Source organism: Collinsella aerofaciens (genome assembly GCF_028207065.1).
Lineage (GTDB): Bacteria > Actinomycetota > Coriobacteriia > Coriobacteriales > Coriobacteriaceae > Collinsella > Collinsella aerofaciens_AR.
In genome coordinates, this window is sequence record NZ_JAQLFP010000018.1 from 22,543 (window position 1) to 47,558 (window position 25,016).

Consider the following 25,016-nt stretch of genomic DNA (forward strand, 5'->3'; position numbering starts at 1 on the left):
CGACATGCGCATCCTCAATATCTCGGCACAAAAACCAGATAGCACTGGCAGCGGCACCTACCTTGCCGCGCTCGTACGCGAGCAGATCGAGACGGGGCATCGCGCCGCCGTGCTTTGCGGCGCGGCACCGGGTGATACCCAAGGCGAGCTGGACCGGCGTGCTGCCGTGTTTGCCGTACCGTTCGAGTCGCCCGAGCTGCCGTTTCCCATCTGTGGCATGTCCGATGTCATGCCCTATCCCTCCACACGCTATCGTGATCTGACGCCTTCGATGCTCAAGGCATTTGAGCGGGCATTTGCTGCTGCAATCGATCGAGCGGTGACTGAGTTTCGGCCCGATCTGGTGCTCTGCCATCACCTGTATCTGGTGACCGCATTGGCGCGCGAGTGCGTCCGAGGCGTGCCGGTTGTTGCCGTGTGTCATTCGACCGACCTGCGCCAGCTGCGTTCGCATACGCTCGAACGCGATCGCATCGTAAGTGCGGTTCGTCGGCTCGATGCCGTCTTTGCGCTCCATGCTGAGCAGGCTGAGCAGATTGACCTGGTGTGCGGCGTCGATGCCGATCGCATCCACGTGATTGGGACGGGCTACGACCATCGCGTCTTCTGCCGCGATGCAAGCGTGGCGAGGCAGCCGGGATCGCTTGTGTACGTGGGCAAGATTTGCTTTAAAAAGGGCGTCGAGTCGCTGGTTCGAGCTGTGTCATTGCCGATTGACGATGGCGTCCGCCCATCTGGCTTGGTACTTGTGGGCGGCCGCGGGGACGATGCCGAGTACGCGCGTATCGAGCGCTTGACCGCGGCCTCGGATGTGCCGGTGACGCTGGCGGGGCGCCTGGATAGCGATGGGCTCGTGCGTGCCTACCGCAGTTCCGACGTCTTTGTGCTGCCTTCGTTTTACGAGGGTCTGCCGCTCGTGACGATCGAGGCCCTCGCGTGCGGCTGCAAAGTTGTGGCGACCGATTTGCCCGGCGTTCGTCCCTGGATGGAGGCGATGCTTCCCGGTGCTCCCGTGACGTGGGTGGCGTCGCCGCGTATGACGGATGTCGACACGCCCGTGGCGGCCGACCTTCCGTTGTTTGAGCGCGCACTGGCAGATGCTATCGCGCAGGCGCTTGCGGCGCCGCTTTCGACGTTCGAGCCGTCGGCGGTCTCTTGGGAAGCGTGCCTGGCGCGTATACTTAAAGTCGTTGATTTGTTGGAAGGGGGTTCGTATGGCTAAGGACACCATGAGGCTCACGTCCATGACGGCCGCGAGCGGTTGAGCCGCTAAGTTGGCTCCCGGAGCCCTCGCCCAGGTCCTGGGCGACTTACCCAATGTGCATAACGACAACTTGCTCGTGGGGTTCGATACCTCCGACGATGCGAGCGTCTTCCGCGTAGGGGAGAACCTGGGGCTCGTGCAGTCCATCGACTTCTTCCCACCGATGGTCGATGACCCGTTCCTGTTTGGCCAGATCGCTGCGGCCAACTCGCTGTCGGACATCTACGCCATGGGCGGGCGGCCGAGCCATGCCATGAACCTGCTATGCATACCCAGTTGCCTGGGCGTTGAGGTTGCCGGTCAGATTCTGGCGGGCGGCGCCGATAAGTGCGTCGAGGCGGGTTGCTCCATCGCGGGCGGCCACACCATCAACGACGACGAGCCCAAGTACGGTCTGTCCGTGAGCGGTTTTGTGCCACTCGACCATATGCTCGCCAACAGCGGCGCACGCGTGGGCGATGTTCTGCTGCTGACCAAGGCGATCGGCTCGGGCATCATCACCACGGCCATTAAGGGCGAGCTCATCGAGCAGGACGAGGCCGCAGCCATGTTTGACTCGATGCGTACCCTCAACGAGGCCCCGATTCGCCTGGCCGAGGGACTCGAGCTTCACGGCTGCACCGACATCACGGGCTTTGGCCTGATCGGGCATGCGTGCGAGATGGCCGAGGGCTCGGGCGTGCAGATTGAACTTACGTCGGGGGCGGTGCCGCTCTTTGACCAGGTGCTCGATATGGCGCGTCTGGGCATTATTCCTGCCGGTGCCTACCGCAACCAGGACTTCTTTGGCCCGCGCGTGGCTGCCGACGAGGACCTGGAGCCGGGCATGTTGGATGCGCTGTACGATCCGCAGACCTCGGGCGGTTTGCTCATCGCGGCGCCTGCTGCCGATGTGGATGGGCTTGCGCGTCGCCTGCATGCCGAGGGGCGCATCGCGGCCGTTGTCGGGCGCGTGTGTGAGGCGGAGCCGGGCGGTCCTGCCGTCCGCGTTGTTCGCTAGCCCGCACGTTTATGTAACTGTTTGCCGTTCTCTAGAACGGCTCTTTCGAAAGGAATTTGCTATGTCTACCAAGATTGAAGTCAATGCCATGGGCGATGCCTGCCCGCTGCCCGTCGTCAAGACGCTCAAAGCTCTGAAGCAGCTCGATGGCGAGGGCGCCGTCGTGACCTCGGTCGACAACGAGACCGCCGTCAAGAACATCTCCAAGATGGCGCAGGAGAAAGGCTGCACGGCCTCGGTCGAGAAGGTTTCTGACGCCGAGTGGCACGTGACCGTGGCGACCTCTGGCGCCGTTGCCATGGCCGATCCCGAGCAGGATGGCGCTGCCTTCTGTGATGCCAGCGCCGGCAAGGGCAGGCTCGTCATTTCCGTCTACACCGACTGCATGGGCCGTGGCGACGACGAGCTGGGCCACAAGCTCATGAAGGCGTTTATCTTTGCCGTGACGCAGCAGGAGGAGCTGCCCGCGACCATGCTGTTCTACAACGGCGGCGCCAAGCTCACCGTTGAGGGCTCGCCGGTGCTCGACGACCTGAAGGGCCTGGCCGAGCAGGGCGTCGAGATTCTCACCTGTGGTACCTGCCTCGACCACTATGGCATTAAAGACCAGCTTGCGGTGGGCGAGGTCACCAACATGTACGTGATCGTGGAGAAGATGGAGCAGGCCGTGCGCGTCGTGCGCCCGTAGCGTATTGGTTGGAGTTGCCATGAGGGAGAAGCGCCCGGCGCTTGTCATCACGTTTCCCACCACGGCGGCCGCCATGGGCTGCGAGTCCCTGTGCATCGAGCGCGGCCTTCCCGGGCGAACGGTTCCCGTGCCCGGGGAGGTCGCTGCCGGCTGTGGTCTGGCGTGGAAAGCGTTGCCTGCCGATGAGGAGCTGCTGCGCGGCGAACTCGCCGCGGCGGGCGTTCCCACCGAGGGCTATACCGTGATTGATATGTGGGAGGTCGTGCGATGATCTACCTGGATAACGCGGCGACGACCATGCACAAGCCGCAGACGGTCATCGATGCCGTGACGCAGGCGATGTGCTCGCTCGGCAATGCCGGGCGCGGCGCCACGTCGGGTGCCCTCGATGCCGCTCGTACGATTCACGGTTGCCGTGCCAAGCTCGCGCGCCTTTTAGGTTGCCCGAGGGCGGACCATGTGTGCTTTACGCCCAACTCTACGGCGGCGCTCAACACCGCCATCTGTGGCGTGGTGCGCCCCGGCGACCGCGTGGTCACGACGGTGCTCGAGCACAACTCCGTGCTACGTCCGCTCAATCGCTTGGCGGCAGAGCAGGGTGTGACGGTTGAGCATGCGGGTTGCGACGCGAACGGCGCGCTCGACTACGACGAGCTCGAGCGGCTAGTCACGCCCGGTACGCGTGCCGTGGTGGTGACGCACGCCTCAAATGTGACCGGCAACGCGGTCGACATTGCGCGCGTGGCGGCCATGGCCCATGCGGCCGGTGCGCTGGTGATCGTCGATGCCTCTCAGTCTGCCGGCACGGCGCGTATCGATATGCATGCCATGGGGCTCGACATTGTGTGCTTTACCGGCCACAAGGGGCTCATGGGACCCCAAGGCACCGGCGGCCTGGCCGTGGCGGAGGGCATTGACGTGTCTCCGTGGGCCATGGGCGGCACGGGCGTGCACAGCTTTGACCCACTGCAGCCACTTGAGTGGCCCACGCGTCTTGAGGCGGGCACGCTCAACGGCCACGGCATCGCGGGACTTTCTGCCGGTCTCGACTTTATCGAGGCGCAAGGCGGGGTCGAGGCGATTACGGCGCATGAGCGCTCGCTTGCAGAGCGCTTCCTCGCCGGTGCTCGCGAAATCCCCGGCATTGCGCTCTACGGTGCGTTTGACCAGCCCGTGCGCTCGGCGATCGTCTCACTCAACGTGGGTGATATCGACTCGGCCGAGATCTCGGACGCGCTCATGCAAGGGTGGGGGATTGCGACGCGCCCCGGTGCCCATTGCGCTCCGCTCATGCACCGTGCGTTAGATACCGAGCGCCAGGGTGTCGTCCGCTTCTCGTTTGGGTATTTCAACACGACCGAAGAAGTCGACACGGCTATCGATGCTCTGCGCAATTTAGCCTGCTAAAGCTGCTGGACCGTTTATACTTGCGGGACGGGTATTTTGCCCGTCCCGTTTTTGTTTCGACCCGAAAGGTGTGCCTATGGCTTCATCCGCCCCGCGCGGTCTGCGTTCCGACCATGTCGTTACCGTCGGCATTGCGCTGTTCTCGATGCTCTTTGGCGCCGGTAACCTCATTATTCCGCCGCTGCTGGCGCTGCAGGCAGGTTCTGCCACGCCGGTTGCCATGATCGGCTTTTTGATTGCCGCTATCGGTCTGCCCGTTATGGGATTTATCGCCGTCGCGCTCGCTGGCACGGCCCGAGAGCTGGCCGGGCGTGTGCATCCTAAGTTTGGCGAATTCTTCGTTGCGGCGGTCTACCTGGCCATCGGTCCGTGCCTGGCCATTCCGCGCACAAGCTCTACGGCGTTCGAAATGCTGGTGCCGCTGCTACCCGAGGGCGTTTCGCTCGGCACGGCACGTCTGGTGTTTGCCATCGGGTTCTTCGTCGTCGCGTTTGCGCTCACGCTACGTCCAGGCGTCATCACGCGCGTGCTCGGCCGCATTACGGGCCCTGCGCTCATTGCGCTCATCGTGCTGGTCGTGGGTGCTGCCGTGATCTCGCCGCTGGGACCGGCTGCCGCGCCGCAGGCCCCTTACGATGCAGGCGCCGCTGTGCAGGGCTTTCTGACTGGCTATCAGACCATGGACCTGCTCGCGTCACTTGCCTTCGGCATCATCATCGCCGAGACCATCCACGAGCTGGGTGTTACCGATGACAAGCGCGTGGCCTTCGAGATCTCGCGTTCCGGTGTTATCGCCGGCGTGCTCATGGCCATCATCTACTGCGGCTTGGGCCTTGCCGGTATGCAGCTCGGCACCGTGATGCCCGACGCTACCAACGGCGCCGCCATCCTCGCCCGTTCGGCCTCCATGCATTTTGGGCTTGCCGGCACGGTCGTGGTCTTTGCGATCTTTTTCCTCGCCTGCATGAACGTGTGCATCGGCCTCATCAGCTGCTGCTCGCGTTACTTCTGCGAGACGTATGTGGTCGAAGGGGGAGCGGAGGCCTCTGAGGAGGCCATGCGCCGTCCCTTTGCGGTTCTCGCCTTTGTGTTCGCAGCGTTTTCGTGCGTGCTCTCCAACGTGGGCCTCGACGTGATCCTTATGTTCTCGGTGCCCATGCTCAACGCTTTGTACCCCGTTGCCATTGTGCTGGTGCTTATGGGCCTGGTGCACGGCTTTTGTGACGCTCATCCGCAGGTGTGGGTCTGGGTCGGCGGCGTAGTCGCTGTGCAGAGCGTGATCACCTCGGTCCGCGATGCGTTCTTTGCTGGAGCGTGGCTACCGTTTGATGTGCTGCCGCTGGCAGACATCGGTGCCGCGTGGGCGCCGGTCGCCGTAGTTGCCTTTGTGATCGGTCTGCTCCACAGCAAGTTTGTCGCACATTCGAGGAGCTAGGGTTTCTGCGCTTGCACGGGCGGGGAGTCTCCCCTATAATTTCCTTCGCTTTGGGACACGCAAGGTTTAGACCTTAGCTGCTCAACACCTTCGGGACGTGGCGCAGTTTGGTAGCGCGCCTGCTTTGGGAGCAGGATGTCGCAGGTTCAAATCCTGTCGTCCCGACCATATCTTGCGGGCGTAGTTCAATGGTAGAACCCCAGCCTTCCAAGCTGATGACGCGGGTTCGATTCCCGTCGCCCGCTCCACAAGAATTGTTTTAACGGCTTTGGTTTCCTTTGGGAATCAGAGCTGTTTTCGTTTACGCGCCGGGCGACGGGAATCGAACCCGTCAGGGTGCGGAGCTGAGAAAATGCGTGAGCATTTTCCAGCGCAGCACGCAAGGGCCGAAGGCCCGCAGCGAAACAAGGATTTGCGAAGCAAATCCTTGGACTTCCCGTCGCCCGCTCCAAGCTATATAATCGCAGGCCAATATGCTAATTTGGCTCGCGTTTATTTTTATACCGTCCGACCTCGCGGGGCAAATGAACCAAGAGCGTTTGTCCCACATCGTAAGAAAGTAGTGATTGCCATGGCACAGAGTAAGGCAGAATACCCCACCCCCGACTGCCTGGCGCCCGCCGCGATCGAGGCTAAGTCCGAGGCCGCCGGCGTTACCAAGGCCAACCTGCCGGTCTCGAAGGCCTTTTTGCTCGCCATGTTCGCCGGAGCGTTTATCGCCTTCGGCGGCCTGTTCTTCACGGTCTTTCTGAGCGATCCCACGCTTGGCTGGGGCGCCCAGCGCTTCGTGGGCGGTCTTGCTTTTTGCCTGGGACTGGTGCTCGTGCTCATTTGCGGCGCGGAGCTGTTTACCGGTAACTCGCTTATGGTATGCGCGCTCAAGAGCAAAAAGATCACGCTCGTCCAGATGCTCAAGGCTTGGGTCGTTGTGTGGATCGGCAACTTTGCCGGCGCGCTGTTCGTTGTCTTTTTGGTTTACATGGCAGCTATTTATAAGCTCAACGGCGAGGCCGTTGCCAACACCATGGTGAGTGTCGCCGCCGGTAAGGTTTCGATTGACGCCGTCACCATCTTCTTCCGCGGCATTCTGTGCAACATCTTTGTGTGCCTGGCTGTATGGATCGGTACCGCCGGCAAGACCGTGGTCGATAAAGTCGTGGGTATTCTGCTGCCTATCGCCGCCTTTGTGTCATGCGGTTTTGAGCACTGCGTTGCCAACATGTACTTTTTGCCCATGGGTGCCGTGATGCACGCGTGCGGCTATGGAGCCGATGTCGCCGGCGCCGATGCCCTCAACGCCGCCGGGTTGGCGCTCAACCTTTCGGTCGCCACGCTGGGCAATATCGTAGGTGGCGCCCTGATCGTGGCGCTGGGCTACTGGTTTATCTACGCCAACAAAGAGTCCTAAAGGACCCAACCCATAACCGACCAAAAAGGGACAGGTTTATTTTGGCAGGTTTTGGACGAGGCGCTTCGCCGTCTTGTCGCGAGCTGCCATAATGGACCTGTCCCTTTTGTATTCGCGTCGTCACATTTTGGCCGATGACGACCAAGGGGGGCCTGCTTTTTATTGATTATGTCGAAGGGCTTTCCATGAGCGACTGCGAATCCATGCCTGCCGAGGTGCGCGACCGCCTGCGCTCCATTCCCGCCGTGCACGAGCTGCTGGCCGAGTGGCCGGTCATGAAGGCTGCCGGCGATGCGGGCGACACGTTGGTGCGCGAGGCGATTGACGCCGAGCTCGATGCCGAGCGCGCGGCGATTCGCTCTGGCGCCCCCGCTAGGAATAAGCGCGAGCTCGCCTTGGCTATCGAGCGGCGGTGCCACCGCCTGTCGCTGCCGACCCTGCGCCCTGCCGTTAACGCGACGGGCGTTGTGATTCACACCAACCTGGGCCGCGCTCCGCTCGCGCCCGCGGCGGTGCGGGCGGTGACCGATGTCGCTCGCGGCTACAGCACGCTTGAGTATGACGTCTCAACCTGCGCTCGCGGGGGCCGCAAAGAGCATGCCGCGCGTCTGCTGCGCACGCTCACGGGGGCGCAGGACGCCCTGGTCGTCAACAATAACGCCGCGGCGGTGCTGCTGGTGCTTGCCGCGCATGCGTGCGGCAAAGAGGTCATCGTGAGTCGCGGCGAGCTGGTCGAGGTGGGCGGTAGCTTCCGCATTCCCGACATCATGGCGGCCTCGGGCGCCAAGCTTGTCGAGGTGGGCTCGACCAACCGCACGCATCTGGATGATTACCGAAGCGCCATTACGCCCAACACGGCGATGATCCTGAAAGTTCATCCTTCCAACTACCGTATCGAAGGCTTCCACGAGGAGGTTTCGGTGGCGGAGCTTTCCGTGCTGGCGCATGAGCACGGGCTGTTGCTGTACGAGGACCAGGGCTCGGGCGCGTTGCTTGCAGACGGGGTGCTCGCCGATGCGGGGGAGCAGCCAACATCCGCTTCGCTTTGCGCCGGCGTTGACGTCGTCTCGTGCTCGGGCGACAAGCTGCTCGGCGCCTCGCAGGCGGGCATTATTCTCGGTAGCGCCCAAGTAATCGCCGTCTGCGCTTCGCATCCGCTCATGCGCGCGCTTCGTCCCGGCAAGCTCACACTCGCGGCGCTCGAGGCCACTTTGCGCTTGTATGTGACCGGTCCCGATACGGCACAGCGGGAGATCCCGGTGCTCAACATGCTTTCCGGCGCGCCGGCTCCGCTCGAGCGTCAGGCCAAGCGCCTGCATGACCGCATGCTGCGCAAGCTTCGCGAGTCTCAGTGTGAGGAGGCGGTGGAGCTGCAGGTTGTCGAGGGCGTGTCTGCTCCGGGCGGCGGTTCGCTGCCGACCGTCGAGCTCCCAACTTTTTGCGTTGCCGTCTGTCCCGTCGATGGGCGTCTATCCGCCGATGGCCTAAAGCGCGCTATGGTACAGGAGCCCGATACGCCGGTTGTGACGCGCGTGCGGCACGACCAGGTGCTTTTTGACGTTCGCACGCTTTTGCGCGACACCGACCTTGACCTGTGTGCGTCTGCGTTGGCGGATGCCGTGCGGGCAGGTTTGCGTCGATGACCGCGCGCGAGCTTGTCGAATGTCCCGTTATCGTCGGAACGGCAGGACACGTCGACCACGGAAAGTCGGCCCTTATCGAGGCGCTGACCGGCAAAAATCCCGACCGTCTGGAGGTCGAACGGCGCCGAGGCATGACCACTGAGCTCGGCTTTGGCGAGCTCGAGCTTCCCAGCGGCAAGCTTGTCGGCTTGGTCGACGTACCCGGGCATGCGCACTATCTGCGCGCCATGGTGCAGGGCGCCACCGGCGTGGACGTTGCGTTGCTGGCGGTTTCGGCCGTTGAGGGCGTGATGCCGCAGACCCGCGAGCACGTTCGGGTTCTGGAGCTGTTGGGTGTGACGCGCATGGTCGTCGCACTCACGATGCGCGATTTGGCCGACCACGAGATTGCCGCGCTGGCGGAGCTCGATGTCGAGGCGTTTCTGGACGGGACCGTGTTTGCGGGTGCCTCTATAGTGCCGGTGTCCTCCAAGACGGGCGAGGGCCTGGACGAGCTGCTTACGACGCTCGATAACACGGTTTGTTCGTGCTGGTCGGAGCATCTGGAGGCGACCGCTGGCTCGGGCGCCGCGCCCCGTCTTCCCATCGACCGTTGCTTTAGCATCCGCGGCACCGGAACCGTCGTGACGGGTACGCTGCACGACGGTCCCGTTTCGGTTGGCGATGAGCTCGTTGCGCTGCCGTCGCAAACGCGCTGTCGCGTGCGCGGGGTGCAGGTTCACGGGGATACCCAGTGCGCGGTTCCCGGCCAGCGCGTCGCCCTGAACCTGGTGGGCGATGGCGTGGCGGGCCTCAAGCGCGGCGAGATGCTCGGCGTCGAGGGTCGCGTGGGCCAGACGCTGCGCTTTTTGATGCAACTGACATATGTGGGGCGCGATGGCGTGCGAGCCGGCGTTCTTGCTTCGGGTACACGCGTGCACGTTATGGCGGGCACGGCTGAGGTGCTCGGCCGCATTATGCTTTTAGACGACGAGCCGCCTATTGCGGTCGGCGAGACGCGTGTGGTGCAGGTGCGCCTGGAACGGCCGCTGCCGTTGCGCGCCGGCGATCATGCCGTCATTCTGTCGTATTCGCCGATTTCGCTGCTTGGCGGCGGACGCGTCCTGCTATCGCGCTGTCGCCGCGCGCGGGTCCTGTCGGCGGGGGAGCGCGCGTTGTATGCGGCGCTTGAGTCCGGAGATGTCGCGGACGGCGTACACGCGTGGCTGGCGCTGCAAACGCTGCCTGTTGCTGCTGCCGGTGTTGCCGCAGCGCTCGATCTTGTTACCGGCGAGGTCGAGATCGTTTTGCGTGGGCTTGTGGACCAGGCTGCCGTGTGCGAGCTTGCTGCGGGCGGTGCGGTGCTCTACGCAGATGCCTCGGCTCTCGATGCTGCAATGGATGTGCTGGCTGCGGCCTTGTCCTCCATGCACGCGGCGGCTCCCAAGGAGATCGGCTTTACGTCCGGTGCGGTCGCGCACGCGGCTTGGCCGGGCGCCGGTAACGATGTCGCGATGGCACTTATTGCCGAGGGCTCTGCACGTGGCGTGTGCGCCGTCGACGGTGCCGAGGTGTTCGACCCGCATTCCGCCGCCGCGGCGATACGCGTGGTGCGCGAGGCTGGCCAGCGTATCGTGGCCCTGCTGGATGAGGCCGGTCTTAATGCGCCGACGCTTCCCGAGGTGAGCGAACAGTTGCAGCTCGATCGCGACACCATGACGCGTGCACTGCGCGAGCTTTCGCTCAACCACTCGATCGTTAAGGTCGAGCGCGACGTTGCCTTGTCCGCCGCTGCCGAGGCCCATGCGCGTGAGGTTGTTGCGACGGCTATCGAGGCTGCTGGCGGCGCCGCCACCACGAGTGTGCTGCGCGAAGCCCTGGGCGTGTCGCGCAAACGAACCATTAGCATCTTGGAGCACCTGGATGCCGTGCGCTTTACAGTACTCGACAAGGAGTCCGGCGGTCTGAGATCGCTGCGTTAGCGGTTTCCGCATCGCTCTTTTCGGTTGTGGTCTGTTGGGTTTGGTAAAATACCGCCACGTTTGGGAGCGGATGGGCTCCGGTGGGCCCCGCGGTCTTCAAAACCGTTGTGAGGCGTGCAAAACGTCTTGGATGTGTTCGATTCACATCCGTTCCCGCCAACGCATCTCGCCAAAACCACCACAAAGGTGCCTGTCCCCTTTGTGGTGGTTTCGAAACGTGCGGGAAACAGCTTCGAAACACGCGATTTGCTCGTCAGGCGGTCAAAAAGCTATCTACCTGCATCGTAATCAAAATGAAACATCCGCTCGTTGCCTTATTCGTAACTTTGTAGCAACAGTGCGATATTATCCATACTCGATAAAGCTCACGGCGCATGGGGCGCCGCGAACGACACCTTTCTTTTCCATCAATTGGAGGAAGCATGAGCTACACGCAGAAAGTTCTCGACGAGCTCAAGGCCCGCTATCCCGAGCAGCCTGAGTTCATCCAGGCCGCGACCGAGATCCTCGGCACCATCCAGCCGGCGCTCGACGCCCATCCCGAGTACGAGGAGGCCGCCCTACTGGAGCGCCTCGTCGAGCCCGAGCGCATCGTTATGTTCCGTGTTCCCTGGGTCGACGACCAGGGCAAGGTCCAGGTCAACCGCGGTTACCGCGTCGAGTTCAACTCTGCCATTGGGCCCTACAAGGGCGGCCTGCGCTTTAACCCGACGGTCACCCTGGGTATGCTCAAGTTCCTGGGTCTGGAGCAGATTCTTAAGAACAGCCTGACCACCCTTCCCATGGGCGGCGGCAAGGGCGGCTCCGACTTTGACCCCAAGGGCAAGTCCAACAACGAGATCATGCACTTCTGCCAGTCCTTCATGACCGAGCTCTACCGCCACATCGGCCCCAACACCGACGTTCCCGCCGGCGACCTGGGCGTTGGCGGCCGCGAGGTGGCCTACATGTTCGGTCAGTACAAGCGCCTGACCAACGAGTGGACCGGCGTCCTCACCGGCAAGGGCCTCTCCTTTGGCGGCTCGCTCGCCCGTACCGAGGCCACCGGCTACGGCCTGGTCTACTTTGTGGACGAGTACCTCAAGAGCCGCGGCGACTCCTTCGAGGGCAAGAACGTTGTCGTTCACGGTTCCGGCAATGTCGCTATCTACGCCGTCCAGAAGGTTTCCCAGCTTGGCGGCAAGGTGCTGGCCTGCTCCGATACCCACGGCTGGGTCGAGGATCCCGACGGCATCGACTACTCCGTGCTCGAGCACGTCTACAACCAGAAGCGCTCCGGCCACGACAAGGGCGTCACGCTCGCCATGTACGTTGACGAGAAGCCCGGTGCCGTGTGGCACGAGGGCGACGGCCGCGGTGTGTGGCAGCTGCCCTGCGACATCGCGCTGCCCTGCGCTCGCGAGAACACGCTGCTGCTCGAGGACGCCCAGGCGCTCGTCGCCAATGGCTGCAAGGTGGTCGGCGAGGGCGCGAACATGCCCACGACCATCGAGGCCACGACCTACTTCCAGGAGAACGGCGTCGCCTTTATGCCCGGTAAGGCTGCCAACGCCGGCGGCGTGCTCGTGTCCGGCCTCGAGATGAGCCAGAACGCCGAGCACCTGTCCTGGACCTTCGAGGAGGTCGACGGCAAGCTCGAGCAGCTCATGCGCGGCATGTTCCACAACGTGGACGACACCGCCAAGGAGTATGGCCAGGAGGGCAACTTTGTCATGGGCGCCAACATCGCCGGCTTCCTGAAGGTCGCCGACGCCATGCTCGCTCAGGGCGTCTGCTAAATTCAGCTTGACATAGCTCCGTTCAGCACCAGCTGATGAGCTTAAGGCTCCCGACCATATCGGCCGGGAGCCTTTTTCTATGATGGTGAGGGTCGTGCGCCCTCGTTTGGTACACTTAGAGATACTGGACAAGTAAAGAGATGGGGGAGAACGTGCTCAAGTTCGGTTCCTACGTCCGTGTTGGAAACGCGGCCGAAGCCTATGAGCTCTTGCAGAAGAACCGCAACAACAAGATTGTGGGCGGCGGCATCTGGATGCGCCTGGGTTCGCGTCGCGTGGCGACGGCGATTGATCTTTCGGCCTGCGGACTCGATCAGATTGAGGAGACCGAGACCGAGTTTCGCATCGGTGCCATGTGCGCCCTGCGCCAGCTCGAGCGCCATGCCGAGCTCAACGCGCTTGTCAACAATGTCTTTGAGTTCGCCGTCCACGACATCGTGGGCGTGCAGCTGCGCAATACCGCCACGGTGGGCGGCAGCATCTACGGCCGCTTTGGCTTCTCGGACGTTCTCTCGGCGTTCCTGGCGCTCGATTCCTATGTTGAGCTGACGGGCGCCGGTCGCGTGCCGCTCGCGGAGTTCGTGGACATGGGCTACGTACGTGACGTGATCGAGCATGTCGTGGTCGTCAAGCACGATTACCGCGCGAGCTATGAGGCCGTGCGCAAGGCCGCGACCGACTTCCCCTCCTTAAACGTCACCGCCGCCTGGTGGGACAACAGCTGGCACGTCACCGTGGGCGCCCGCCCGCTGCGCGCTACCTTGCTGCAGGGCGAGGCATGTGGCCTTTCCAGCGAGCAGCCTTCCGAGGACGAGCTTCGCGCCCTTGCTGCATCCGTGCGTGCCCTGAGCTACGGAACCAACCTGTGGGGCTCGGTCGAGTACCGCCGTCGCATCTCGGCACCGCTCGCCGTCCAGGCCGTGCGTCGTGCCGCCGGCATCGAGCTTTCTGCCGCGCTTGCCCGCGAGCTCGAGACCGTGCAGATTCCTAAGTTTGCCACGGACGAGTATTCCTGCCGCCGCGTGCCCGGCGTCGATTCTAGCGAGGTGCGCTAATGGCTGCCAAACTCATCGATCTTTCCTTTACGCTCAACGGCCGCAAGGTCAAGGTTCAGATTGCCCCCGACACTATGCTCTTTGCGCTGCTGCGCGAGCAGGGCTGTGCGTCGGTGCGCTGCGCCTGCGAGACCACCAACTGCGGCCTGTGCACGGTGTGGCTCGACGGCGACCCGGTGCTGAGCTGCTCGGTTCCCGCCGCCCGCGTTGAGGGTCACACCATCACCACGCTCGAGGGTCTCAAGGCCGAGTCCGAGGCGCTTGCCCGCGCGATGGCTGCCGAAGGCGCCGAGCAGTGCGGTTTTTGCGCCCCCGGCCTTATCATGAACGTGCTGGCGCTTGCCCGCGCCGCCAAGGAGGACCCGAGCCTCGTCGCCACGCGCGAGGAGCTGTCGCGCCAGCTCGCCGGCAACCTCTGCCGTTGCAGCGGCTACGAGAGCCAGCTGCGCGCCATTGTCCGCTTCCTCAACGAGTCCGGCGTGCAGGTGGGCTTTGAGATGCCCGAGCTGCCGGTCAACGACACCAGCTGCGACGGTGTCTCGTACAAGCAGATCACCCATAAGCAGCCCAAGAAGGACTCGAAGGCGCTGCTCGAGGGCCGTCCCGTCTACACGGGCGATATGGTGCCCGCCGGCGCCCTGATCGTCAAACTCAAGCGCAGCCCCTATGCCCGCGCCAAGATCCGCTCCATCGATACTTCGCGCGCCCTGAAGGTGCCCGGCGTCGTGGGCGTTTACACTTACGAGGACGTGCCCAAGCGCCGCTTTACCATCGCCGGTCAGAGCTATCCGCAGCCGAGTCCCTACGACCGTCTGATCCTCGAGAACCTCGTGCGCTACCAAAACGAGGAGGTGGCGATCGTCGCCGCCGAGACCGAGGAGGCCGCAGACAAGGCGCTCAAGCTCATCAAGGTCGACTACGAGGTGCTCGAGCCCCTGCTCGACTTTACCCAGGCGCTCGATAACGACATCGTGGTCCACCCCGAGGGCGACGTGACCTTTATGTTCCCGCAGGGCGGCGATGTCCCGCGCAACCTGGTGTGCAGCGGTACCAGCGATTTTGGCGACCTTGACGAGGCCTTCGCCCAGAGCGACATCGTCTTTGAGCGCACCTACACCAGCCAGGCCACGCAGACCGCGCCCATGGAGACCTTCCGTGCCTTCGCGACGACTGACGCATTCGGACGCATCTCGGTGACCACCTCTACGCAGGTGCCCTTCCACGTGCGCCGCATGGTCGCGCAGTCGCTCGACATTCCGCAGTCGCAGGTGCAGGTCATTAAGCCGCGCATCGGCGGTGGCTTTGGCTCCAAGCAGACGGGCTGCTGCGAGATCTTCGTTGCGTTTGTGACGCAGCAGACCGGCCGTCCGAGCTACTGCTGCTACACCCGTGAGGAGACCATCACTGCGGGCAACTCGCGCCACCAGATGCAGATGACCGTTAAGCTGGGCGCCATGAACGACGGCACCATCACGGCCATCGACCTGCACACGCTGTCCAACGCCGGCGCCTATGGCGAGCACGCCACCACGACGATCGGCCTTTCGGGCCACAAGAGCCTGCCCATCTACAACCACGTGAAGGCGAGCCGCTTTAGCTGGGACGCCGTCTACACCAATACCAACCGTGGCGGTGCGTATCGTGGCTACGGTGCCACCCAGGGCCAGTTTGCCGTGGAGAGCGCCGTCAACGAGCTCGCCGACATGCTGCACATGGACCCCGCCGACCTGCGCCTTAAGAACATCGTGCGCGAGGGCGAGACCATGCCGCAGTACTACAACGAGAAGCTCAACGCCTGCGCACTCGACCGCTGCCTGCTGCGCGCGATGGACATTATCGGCTGGCGCGACAAGCCGCTGGCCGTCGACCTGGGCGACCGTGTGCGCGCCCTGGGTTGTGCGCTCACCATGCAGGGCTCGGGCATTTCCAATGTCGACATCGCCGGCATCGACATGCGCCTGGAAGAGGACGGCTTCATTACCATCGGCACCGGCGCCACCGATAACGGCATGGGCGTCGACACGATCTTGGCGCAGATTGCCGCCGAGGAGCTGGGCGTGGAGAGCTCGCTGATCGTGGTGCGCGGCGTGGACACCGACGTGTCGCCGTTCGACGCCGGCTCGTACGCGAGCTCCGGTACCTACGTGACGGGCCTTGCCGCCAAGAACGCCGCGACCGAGCTGCGCGAGAAGATTTGCGCCAAGGCCGCTCAGATGTGGGACGTTGACGCCGCCGACGTGGTCTTCGACGGCCAGTACGTGCGCCTGTCCGACGAGCGTGCCGCTCGTGAGCAGAACCGCTACCTCACACTGCGCGACTTTGCCAACCTGTGCGTCAAGAACATCGCTGGCGGCGACGCACTGACCTCGCATGCTTCTGCCTGCCTGCCCGTTTCTCCTCCGCCGTTTATGGCCGGCATTGCCGAGGTCGAGGTCGACAAGGCCACCGGCAAGGTGACTGTTGTGGACTACGCGGCGGCCGTCGACTGCGGCACCGTGATCAACGAGGCACTCGCGCGCGTCCAGGCCGAGGGCGGCATTGCCCAGGGTATCGGCCACGTGCTCTACGAGATCGTCGAGCACGACGACCGCGGCCGCCTGCGCACCGGCAACTTTATGAGCTACAAGCTGCCCACGCGCCTGGATATCGGCAGCATTCGCGTGGCCTTTGAGCCGAGCTACGAGCCGACGGGTCCGTTTGGCGCCAAGTCGATCGGCGAGGTCGTCATCAACACGCCGCTCGCCGCCGTTGCCTCGGCCGTGGCGCACGCGACCGGCCATCAGGTCCGCTCGCTGCCGATCACGCCCGAGAAGGCCCTGCTGGGGGAGTAGCGGGTCGGCGAACAAGTCGTAATTGGCGGGGCGGGGCAACTCGTCCCGCCTTTTGCACTCGTGGTGAGGTCGTGAGCCTGTAAAACGTGTGCGTGCGCTTGCCGTTCGTATCTGCTATCATTCCTAGTCTGTGCGCTCATGCGGGCGTGGCGGAATTGGTAGACGCGCCAGATTTAGGTTCTGGTGGGATTCCCGTGAAGGTTCGAGTCCTTTCGCCCGCACCAACGCATCTGCGTCGGCTTCGGCCGTCGCGACTCTTTGTTGCATAAAGGTACCAGCACCTCAGATAAGCTGGGCAGTATGAGGAGGAACGTGTTGAACATCACCGCTTCTGACGTCAAGGACGCCAAGCTCACCGCTACGGTCACCATACCGGCCGCCGACGTCGACGCCGCGATCAAGAAGGCCTACAAGGACACCGCCAAGAAGTACCGCTTCCCGGGCTTCCGTGCCGGTAAGGCTCCCCGTCCGGTCATCGACTCTGCTCTTGGCGCCGAGGCTACCCTCGCTCAGGCCACCAACGACCTGATCGCCGCCAACGAGCCCGCCGTCCTCAACGAGCTGGACATCGTCCCCACCAAGAACGGTGACTACAAGGAGCTCGACCTCGCCAAGGATCACGAGGACTACACCTACACCGTCGAGTTCTCCCTGCGTCCCGCCGCTGAGCTCTCCTCCTTCGACGCTGTCGAGATCGAGATGCCCCCTGCGGAGGTCACCGAGTCCGAGATCAACAACCAGGTCGAGATGCTCCTCAACTACCGTGCCACCTTCGAGGACGTCGAGGGTCGCGCCGTCGAGGCTGACGACTATGTGACCGTCGACCTCAAGGCCGTCGAGAACGCCGACAACTTTGCCGCCGAGGGCCGCATGCTCATCGCCGGTAGCGACAGCAACCCCAAGGAGTTCAACGAGGCCCTGATCGGCGCCAACGTTGACGACGTCAAGTCCGTCACCTGGACCGACGAGGCCGAGGAGGGCGAGGAGGCCGAGACCCACACCGTCGAGGTCACCGTCAAGGGCATCAAGGTCCGCAACACCCCCGAGCTCACCGACGAGCTCGTCAAGTCCGACTTTGGCTTCGACAGCATCGACGCTATGCGCGACGCCATCAAGATCGAGATCGAGCAGGACAAGGCTTCCCGCCTCCCGGCCGAGAAGGAGAACCGTTGCGTCTCCGCTCTCGCCGAGCGCCTGCAGCTCGACGAGATGGATGCCGACTACGAGCAGTCCGTCTTTGAGGAGCTTGGCCAGAACTTCCTGTCCAACCTCGCTGCCCGCGGCATGACGCTGGACACCTGGCTGCCCGCTTCCGGCCTGACCATGGAGCAGTTCATCGGCGACCTGCACAAGCAGGCCAACGACGTTGCCCGTGAGTCCCTGGCGCTCGACGCTCTCGCCCGTGAGCTCAAGATTGAGGTCACCGAGGACGACATCAACGCCGAGTTCGAGAAGGCCGGCGTCAAGGACGTCGAGGCTTCCAAGGCTGAGTTCATCGCCGATGGCCGCATGCCTGCCGTCCGCGAGTCCATCCGTCGCTCCAAGGCCGTCGATCACCTGGTCGAGAACGCCAAGGTGACCGAGGTCGACGAGACCGCCAAGGACGCCGAGTAATTCTCGCCACCTTGCTCGCGAGCGCATGCATGTGCCCGTGATGGGGTAAAGTTATACACCGGTTATCCGGTTGCTTCGTACGGTGCCAGCCAATGCATAGCATGCGGGCACCGTACGTTTATCTAGAACCACTATTGGTCCGTAAGAGAAATGGAGATGCGTATGATCGCTAAGTTCGATTCCGCCCTCGTGCCATACGTTATCGAGCAGACGCCGCGCGGCGAGCGCAGCTACGATATCTATTCGCGCCTGCTCAACGACCGCATCATCTTCTTGGGCGAGGAGATCAACTCCGTCAGCGCCAACCTGGTCGTTGCCCAGCTGCTGCATCTTGAGAGCCAGGATGCCGAGAAGGATATCTCGCTCTACATCAATTCGCCCGGTGGCGAGGTTTACTCTGGCCTGGCGATTCTTGACACCATGAACTTCATCAAGCCGCAGGTCTCCACCATCTGCGTCGGTATGGCCGCGTCTATGGCTGCCGTGCTGCTTTCGGCCGGCGCCAAGGGCAAGCGCTTCTGCCTGCCGCACTCCAAGGTCATGATTCACCAGCCCAGCGGCGGTGCTCAAGGTCAGCAGACCGAGATCGAGATCGTGGCCGAGGAGATCAAGAAGACCCGCCGCGAGCTCAACCAGATCCTGTCCGATGCCTCGGGCCAGCCGATCGAGAAGGTCCAGGCCGACACCGAGCGCGACAACTACCTGACCGCTGCCGAGGCCCTCGACTACGGCCTGATCGACCGTATCGTCACCTCGCGCGATCTCGCCGCGAAGGACGCCTAGGATGGCAGGAAACATGCAGGACAACTTTGACGAGAATGGCAACCCCATCCGCTGCTCCTTCTGCGGAAAAGAGCAGGGGCAGGTTCGCCGCCTTGTAAAGGGTCCGACCAACATCTTTATCTGCGACGAGTGCGTTGCCGCCTGCTCCGAGATCCTTGAGGAGTCGCTGGCTTCGGACTTTATGGACGCTGCCCGCAACGGCAAGCTGCCGGGCTTCCTCAACGACCACGGCCAGGCTGCATCCCAGCCCGCCGCGGACCCCGAGACCGAGGGTTTTGAGCTCGAGGACGATCGCCAGGTCATCACGCACGTGCCGACGCCGCACGAGATCTATGACGAGCTTTCGGCCTATGTTATGGGTCAGGAGGACGCCAAGCGCGCCATGTCGGTGGCCGTGTACAACCACTATCGCCGCGTGATTGAGGGCGGCGCTGCGGTGTCTGCCTTTGATGACGACATGGGCTCGCAGTTCGATGACGATATGGACGAGGTAGAGCTCGCCAAGTCCAACATCCTGCTGCTCGGTCCCACCGGTACCGGTAAGACCCTGCTGGCCCAGACGCTCGCGCGCATTCTTGAGGTGCCGTTTGCTATCGCCGATGCCACCGCGCTCACCGAGGCCGGCTATGTGGGCGAGGACGTGGAGAACATCCTACTCAAGCTCATTAATGCTGCCGATGGCGACATTGAGCGCGCACAGGTTGGCATCATCTACGTTGACGAGATCGACAAGATTGCCCGCAAGGCTGAGAACCTCTCCATTACCCGCGATGTTTCGGGCGAGGGTGTTCAGCAGGCGCTGCTTAAGATTCTTGAGGGCACGGTGGCCAGCGTTCCGCCCACCGGCGGCCGCAAGCATCCCCAGCAGGAGCTGCTGCAGATCGACACGACCAACATCCTGTTCATCTGCGGCGGTGCCTTTGTGGGTCTGGACAAGATCATCGCCGACCGCGTGGGCAACAAGGGCGTTGGCTTTAACTCCGAGATCGCCGGCCCCACCTCGGTCGACGAGAACGACCTGCTGCGCCAGGTGCTCCCGCAGGATCTTAATGCCTTTGGCATGATTCCCGAGTTCGTGGGCCGTACGCCCGTCGTCACCCAGACGCAGGCACTCGACGAGGACGATCTGGTGTCGATCCTGACCGAGCCCAAGAACGCCGTGGTGCGTCAGTACCGCAAGATGTTCCAGCTCGAGGACGTCGAGCTTGAGTTTGAGGACGCGGCCCTGCATGAGATCGCCCGCATGGCGCTCGCCCGCAAGACCGGCGCCCGCGGCCTGCGTTCTATCTGCGAGGACGTGCTGCAGCAGACGATGTTCGACCTCCCCAGCGAGGAAGGCGTTACCAAGGTCGTTGTGACCGAAGCCTCCGTAAAGGGCGAAGAGCAGCCCCAGCGCATCTACGGCTAAACCAGCCAAAAACGTGCTTGCAAATAGCCTCCGACCACCTGCGGCCGGAGGCTATTTTATATATACGCAATAACCCCAACTACCTGTGTTATTCTGTGTGTTTGTTTAAGCCTCAGCGAAGTCATATCAGACTGAAGTAATCGATACCTAAGGGGAGGAATGCAGACCCTAGCGGGCCTACATTCCTCCCCGGCGGGACAGGGAGAGATATATGGAAGAAATGCCCAAGAACTACGATCCGTCGACCAATGAGCCGGCGATCCTGCAGAAGTGGCTTGACGGCGGCTACTACAAGCGCCGTGAGGGCGTGGGCGACTGCACCGTCACCATTCCGCCTCCCAACGTGACCGGCAAGCTCCACATGGGCCACGCCACCGACGACTCCATCCAGGACGCCATCATCCGTATGGCCCGCATGCGCGGCAAGTCCACGCGCTGGGTGCTGGGCACCGACCACGCCGGTATCGCTACGCAGACCAAGGTCGACAAGAAGCTCAAGAGCGAGGGCATCAGCCGCTTGGAGATCGGCCGCGACAAGTTCGTCGACGCCTGCTGGGACTGGACTCACGAGTACGGCGGCATCATCGTCGAGCAGATCAAGCGCATGGGCTGCTCCGTCGACTTCGACAACGAGCGCTTCACTATGGACGAGGATTACGCCCAGGCTGTGCGCAAGGTCTTCTGCGACTGGTACCACGATGGCCTGATCTACCGCGGCAAGCGCATCGTCAACTGGTGCCCAAACTGCACCACCGCCATCTCGGACGACGAAGCCGAGTACAAGGACGAGAAGGGTCACCTGTGGCACCTGCGCTACCCGCTGACCGAGCCGGTCAACGGCCAGGACTACATCGTCGTCGCCACCACGCGTCCTGAGACCATGCTCGGCGACACGGGCATCGCCGTCTCCCCGAAGGATCCCGAGAAGGCCGCCTTTGTGGGCAAGACCGTCATGCTGCCGATCGTCAACCGCGAGATTCCCATCTTTGAGGATTGGCATGTCGACGCCAACTTTGGCTCCGGCTTCGTCAAGGTCACCCCGGCCCACGACCCCAACGACTACGCCATGGGTCAGGCCCACGACCTGCCGCAGATCAACATCTTTGACGAGCACGCGGTGGTCGTCGAGGGTTACGGCGAGTTTACCGGCATGAACCGCGACGAGTGCCGCGAGGCCGTCATCAAGTGGTTTGAGGAGCATGGCCTGCTCGATCACGTCGAGGAGCTCGACCACTCCGTCATGCACTGCTACCGTTGCGACTCCGCCCTGGAGCCGTGGCTGTCCGAGCAGTGGTTTGTGGCCGTCGACAAGCTCAAGGGGCCGGCGCTCGACGCCGTCAACTCCGGCAAAGTCACCTTCCACCCCGCGCGCTGGACGCAGACCTACACCACCTGGATGGAGAACCTCAAGGATTGGTGCATCAGCCGCCAGCTGTGGTGGGGCCACCGCATCCCCGTGTTCTACTGCGAGGACTGCGGCTGGGAGGACGCCCTTACCGAGGACACCGACGTGTGCCCCAAGTGCGGCGGTCATCACGTGCATCAGGACGAGAACGTGCTGGACACCTGGTTCAGCTCGCAGCTGTGGACCTTCGCCACGCAGGGCTGGCCGCAAAAGCCGGAGCTGCTCGAGGGCCATCATCCCACGACGGCTCTCGTCACCGCGCGCGACATCATCGCGCTGTGGGTCGCCCGCATGGTCATGAGCTCGCTATACTTCCTGGACGAGGTGCCGTTTAAGGACGTCGTCATCTACCCGACGATCCTTGCCAAGGACGGCAGCCGCATGTCCAAGTCCAAGGGCAACGGCGTTGACCCCATGGACCTCATTGGCATGTACGGCGCCGACGCCATGCGCTACAACTTGCTCACGCTGTGCACCAACAACCAGGACGTCAAGTTCGACGCGAACATCGACAAGAAGACCAAGAAGCTCATCGACAGCCCGCGCACCGACCAGGCCAAGTCGTTTGTGACCAAGATCTGGAACGCCAGCCGCTTCCTGCTCATGAACATGGAGGGCTACACGCCCGGCGAGCCCGTCGTGGAGACGCCGGCCGACGCCTGGATGTTCAGCCGCCTTGCCAAGGCCGTCAAGATGGTTACTGAGGGTATCGAGAACTACACCTTTGGCGACATGGCCCGCGGCGTGCAGCAGTTCTTCTGGAACGAGGTCTGCGACTGGTACGTCGAGGTCACCAAGGCCCGCCTGAAGGGCGAGGGCCGTCTGCAGGCCCAGCGCAACCTGATCTTTGTGCTCGACACCTCCATTCGCCTGATGCACCCGCTTATGCCGTTTGTCACTGAGGAGATCTGGGACAACATGCCGGCGAGCGTGCTCGATCTGGACGCCGAGGGCAACGTTGACCGCGCCGAGGCGCTCATGATCGCCAAGTGGCCCGAGCCCGCCGACTACGCCAAGTATGTTGACGAGGACGCCGAGCGCGCGTTTGAGCTGTGCCGTACCGTCGTGTCTGCCGCTCGCGCCACGCGTTCGCGTTATCGCTTGAGCCCCAAGGCCGAGCTCGACGTGGTCGTGCGCGCCGGCGCCGAGGACATCGAGAAGCTCGAGAGCCTGCGTTCGACCATCGAGCCGCTGGCGAACACCGCTTCGCTGGTCATGGGTACCGACGTCGAGAAGCCGGCCGCGAGCATCGCCGTGGTCGACAGCGGCGTCGAGGTCTTTGTGGTGCTCGAGGGCAAGGTCGACCTTTCGGCCGAGAAGGCACGCCTGGAGAAGGAGATCGCCGCGGCGCAGAAGGAGCTTGCTGGCTGCGAGAAGACCCTTGCCAACGAGGGCTTTGTGGCTAAGGCCGCGCCTGCGGTGGTCCAGAAGAAGAGGGACCGTGCAGCTGAGCTCAAGGAGATCCTGGCGGCGCTGACTGCTCAGGTTGCTGACTTCTCGTAGGTCTTACTGAGGGGCGCGTCCCGACGCTTTGCTCGCTACTGCGAACAGTCCTGCGCAAGACGGACAGCACATTTAGTGCTGTCCTTTGCGTGCGGAACTTGTATCGAGCAAAGCGTCGGGCCGCTCCTAGTGCGGTTACGTGGTTGTTTGCATCTGGCATGTAAGGGCTACTTGGTCATGGCCTTGATCTCGCTGCAAAGCGGTGTTTGGCTGATATTATGTATGGGAGGGGCTCGTTGTTTATTGCGGGCCTCTTTTTATGTTGAGGGGACTTTGGGTTATGGCTAAGCGTTCGGGGTCGTATGTCGTTCCTTTCTCGTTTAAGTTGCTTTCGTTTGATGAGGCTGTGGGGCTTGCTGCCGACACGGGGCGGATTTCTGGGGATGCTGGTCCTTTGCTTGAGACGGTTGTCGATATGCTTGATGAGCTGGGACGTCCGGACGAGTATTTCGATTGCATTCAGGTTGCCGGTACCAATGGCAAGACTTCGACTACGCGTTTTTCGGCTGCTATCCTTCGCGGCGAGGGGCTCAGGACCGCGCTGTATACGTCGCCGCAGCTTGTGCGCTATCCCGAGCGCATGGAGGTTGACGGGCGCGTTGTGAGCGACGAGGCCTTTGCCCGTGGCGTTTCTGCCGCCGTCGAGGCGGGTCATCGAGTGAATGCCCGTCGTGTGGCGGCGGGGGAGCGCGCCTATACCATCACGCCGTTTGACCTGCTGACGGCTGCCGCACTTGTAGTGTTTGCCGAGGCCGCGGTGGATGTTGCCGTGCTCGAGGTCGGCATGGGCGGACGCTGGGATGCTACGAGCGCGACCGATCCCGTCGCCGTTGCCATCACCGGCATCGGGCTCGACCACACACGAATTTTGGGCGATACGCTCGAGGCTATTGCGGGGGAGAAGGCTGCGGTTATTAAGCCTGGGCGCCTGGTTGTTTTGGGCGAGGGCACGCACGAGGCGAGCGTTCAGCGCGTGATGGATGCGCGTTGTTGCGAGTGCGGCATTGTGCCGCTGGTGGTGAACCATGCCACGACCAAGGTGCCGGCACACGTGGGCGACACGGTTGAGTTTAGCTGCACCACGCCGCGTGCCATCTATACGTCGAGCATGGTCAAGCCGGCCTATCAGCCGCAGAATGCCGCGTGCGCGATTATGCTTTGCGAGGGGTATCTGGGTCGCGAGCTCGATCATGACAAGCTCGATGCGTCGCTTATGGGCTGCCCCACGCCGGGCCGATTTGATGTGCTGGGGACCGATCCGCTCAAGCTGATCGACGCCTGCCATAACCCCCAGAGCTGCGAGAACTTTGTGAGCGCGCTGGACGAGATCGATCCGTGCGTGGAGAATCGCCCCACGCTGCTGTGTGCCGCGCTGGCCGATAAGGACGTGGCGGGCATCGTTGACGTTCTGGTTCCGGCGTTCCCCCGCGTGGTCGTGACGCAGACCGATTCCGATCGCGCCCTGCCAGCAGAGGAGCTTGCCGCACTTGTGGACGCCGATAAGCTCGCGGGCGTATATCCGAGCGTGCCCGAGGCCCTCGCTGCCTTCGATGCCGCGGGCGAGTCCTTCGTAGCAGCTGGCACCATCACCCTGGCCGGCGAAGTAGCGGGCCTGCTCCGTTAACCCATCCCCACATCAGTTGCGGTGAAATACGGACTGTTTTACAAGCAAGAAGCCTCAAACAGTCCGTATATCACCGCAACTCAAAAGCAGTCAATTTGGGACGGGGCTTTTTGGCTGCCCTGTGCCCCGAGTTGACTCGCTTGCCACGAAATGGGGCTATCTACTACGTTTTGGCGACTACCCTCGACCACACGGATAATCGTGAAATC

The 25,016-nt window shown here is 63.0% G+C and carries 17 protein-coding genes, 4 tRNA genes and 1 pseudogene; all 22 read left to right on the forward strand.

Annotation, left to right across the window (positions count from 1 at the left end):
- Positions 1-4 precede the first annotated feature (4 nt).
- The 22 genes and pseudogenes from PMX72_RS06395 (at position 5) to PMX72_RS06495 (ending at position 24,807) form a co-directional block, all read left to right on the forward strand.
- Entirely contained in the window at positions 5-1,222 is a 1,218-nt protein-coding gene (locus PMX72_RS06395) for a glycosyltransferase family 4 protein (protein ID WP_253056264.1), read from the forward strand.
- Entirely contained in the window at positions 1,215-2,264 is a 1,050-nt protein-coding gene (selD, locus tag PMX72_RS06400) for a selenide, water dikinase SelD (protein ID WP_253056262.1), read from the forward strand. Before PMX72_RS06395 ends, selD begins: the two co-directional genes overlap by 8 nt.
- 61 nt (positions 2,265-2,325) lie before the next feature.
- On the forward strand, positions 2,326-2,952 hold the full coding sequence (yedF, locus tag PMX72_RS06405; protein ID WP_271729681.1) for a sulfurtransferase-like selenium metabolism protein YedF: 627 nt from the start codon (positions 2,326-2,328) through the stop codon (positions 2,950-2,952).
- 19 nt (positions 2,953-2,971) lie between these two features.
- Positions 2,972-3,223 (forward strand): putative Se/S carrier protein, encoded by a 252-nt coding sequence (locus PMX72_RS06410; protein WP_195403954.1) that lies wholly within the window; start codon positions 2,972-2,974, stop codon positions 3,221-3,223.
- Positions 3,220-4,359, forward strand: coding sequence for an aminotransferase class V-fold PLP-dependent enzyme (locus tag PMX72_RS06415; RefSeq protein ID WP_195403953.1), 1,140 nt, complete (start codon positions 3,220-3,222; stop codon positions 4,357-4,359). The genes PMX72_RS06410 and PMX72_RS06415 overlap by 4 nt, the downstream gene beginning before the upstream one ends.
- A 76-nt stretch (positions 4,360-4,435) precedes the next feature.
- The gene (gene brnQ / locus PMX72_RS06420) at positions 4,436-5,794 is read left to right on the forward strand and encodes a branched-chain amino acid transport system II carrier protein (protein ID WP_118449531.1); all 1,359 of its coding nucleotides are present in this window, start codon (positions 4,436-4,438) and stop codon (positions 5,792-5,794) included.
- A 91-nt stretch (positions 5,795-5,885) separates the two neighbouring features.
- A tRNA-Pro gene (locus tag PMX72_RS06425) sits at positions 5,886-5,962 on the forward strand.
- Positions 5,963-5,968: 6 nt separating this feature from the next.
- A tRNA-Gly gene (locus tag PMX72_RS06430) sits at positions 5,969-6,042 on the forward strand.
- A gap of 323 nt (positions 6,043-6,365) precedes the next feature.
- Positions 6,366-7,202 carry a formate/nitrite transporter family protein gene (locus tag PMX72_RS06435; RefSeq protein WP_253056256.1) on the forward strand — a complete coding sequence of 279 codons (837 nt, stop codon included), beginning with the start codon at positions 6,366-6,368 and terminating at the stop codon, positions 7,200-7,202.
- 185 nt (positions 7,203-7,387) lie between these two features.
- The gene (gene selA / locus PMX72_RS06440; RefSeq protein ID WP_271729724.1) at positions 7,388-8,845 is read left to right on the forward strand and encodes an L-seryl-tRNA(Sec) selenium transferase; all 1,458 of its coding nucleotides are present in this window, start codon (positions 7,388-7,390) and stop codon (positions 8,843-8,845) included.
- Positions 8,842-10,806: a selenocysteine-specific translation elongation factor gene (selB, locus tag PMX72_RS06445; RefSeq protein ID WP_271746189.1), complete on the forward strand. Its 1,965-nt coding sequence runs from the start codon at positions 8,842-8,844 to the stop codon at positions 10,804-10,806. The genes selA and selB overlap by 4 nt, the downstream gene beginning before the upstream one ends.
- A gap of 62 nt (positions 10,807-10,868) precedes the next feature.
- Positions 10,869-10,965, forward strand: a tRNA-Sec gene (locus tag PMX72_RS06450).
- Positions 10,966-11,228: 263 nt separating this feature from the next.
- Positions 11,229-12,584 (forward strand): NADP-specific glutamate dehydrogenase, encoded by a 1,356-nt coding sequence (gene gdhA, locus PMX72_RS06455; RefSeq protein ID WP_117840090.1) that lies wholly within the window; start codon positions 11,229-11,231, stop codon positions 12,582-12,584.
- Between the two features lie 140 nt (positions 12,585-12,724).
- The gene (locus tag PMX72_RS06460) at positions 12,725-13,639 is read left to right on the forward strand and encodes an FAD binding domain-containing protein (protein WP_271729726.1); all 915 of its coding nucleotides are present in this window, start codon (positions 12,725-12,727) and stop codon (positions 13,637-13,639) included.
- A gap of 74 nt (positions 13,640-13,713) precedes the next feature.
- Positions 13,714-14,082: pseudogene (locus PMX72_RS10310) on the forward strand ((2Fe-2S)-binding protein); the annotation flags it as partial.
- Positions 14,083-14,259: 177 nt separating this feature from the next.
- Complete coding sequence (locus PMX72_RS06465) at positions 14,260-16,470, forward strand: xanthine dehydrogenase family protein molybdopterin-binding subunit (RefSeq protein WP_416378028.1); 2,211 nt, start codon at positions 14,260-14,262, stop codon at positions 16,468-16,470.
- Between the two features lie 140 nt (positions 16,471-16,610).
- Positions 16,611-16,694: transfer RNA gene (locus PMX72_RS06470), tRNA-Leu, on the forward strand.
- Positions 16,695-16,782: 88 nt separating this feature from the next.
- Positions 16,783-18,084, forward strand: coding sequence for a trigger factor (tig, locus tag PMX72_RS06475; protein WP_271729728.1), 1,302 nt, complete (start codon positions 16,783-16,785; stop codon positions 18,082-18,084).
- A 162-nt stretch (positions 18,085-18,246) separates the two neighbouring features.
- On the forward strand, positions 18,247-18,867 hold the full coding sequence (locus PMX72_RS06480) for an ATP-dependent Clp protease proteolytic subunit (protein ID WP_022095182.1): 621 nt from the start codon (positions 18,247-18,249) through the stop codon (positions 18,865-18,867).
- 1 nt (position 18,868) lies between these two features.
- A complete protein-coding gene (gene clpX / locus PMX72_RS06485; protein ID WP_271729729.1) occupies positions 18,869-20,275 on the forward strand; it encodes an ATP-dependent Clp protease ATP-binding subunit ClpX in 1,407 nt (468 codons plus the stop codon).
- A gap of 211 nt (positions 20,276-20,486) precedes the next feature.
- A complete protein-coding gene (locus PMX72_RS06490; RefSeq protein WP_271729730.1) occupies positions 20,487-23,183 on the forward strand; it encodes a valine--tRNA ligase in 2,697 nt (898 codons plus the stop codon).
- A 280-nt stretch (positions 23,184-23,463) separates the two neighbouring features.
- On the forward strand, positions 23,464-24,807 hold the full coding sequence (locus PMX72_RS06495) for a bifunctional folylpolyglutamate synthase/dihydrofolate synthase (RefSeq protein WP_271729731.1): 1,344 nt from the start codon (positions 23,464-23,466) through the stop codon (positions 24,805-24,807).
- Positions 24,808-25,016 lie beyond the last annotated feature (209 nt).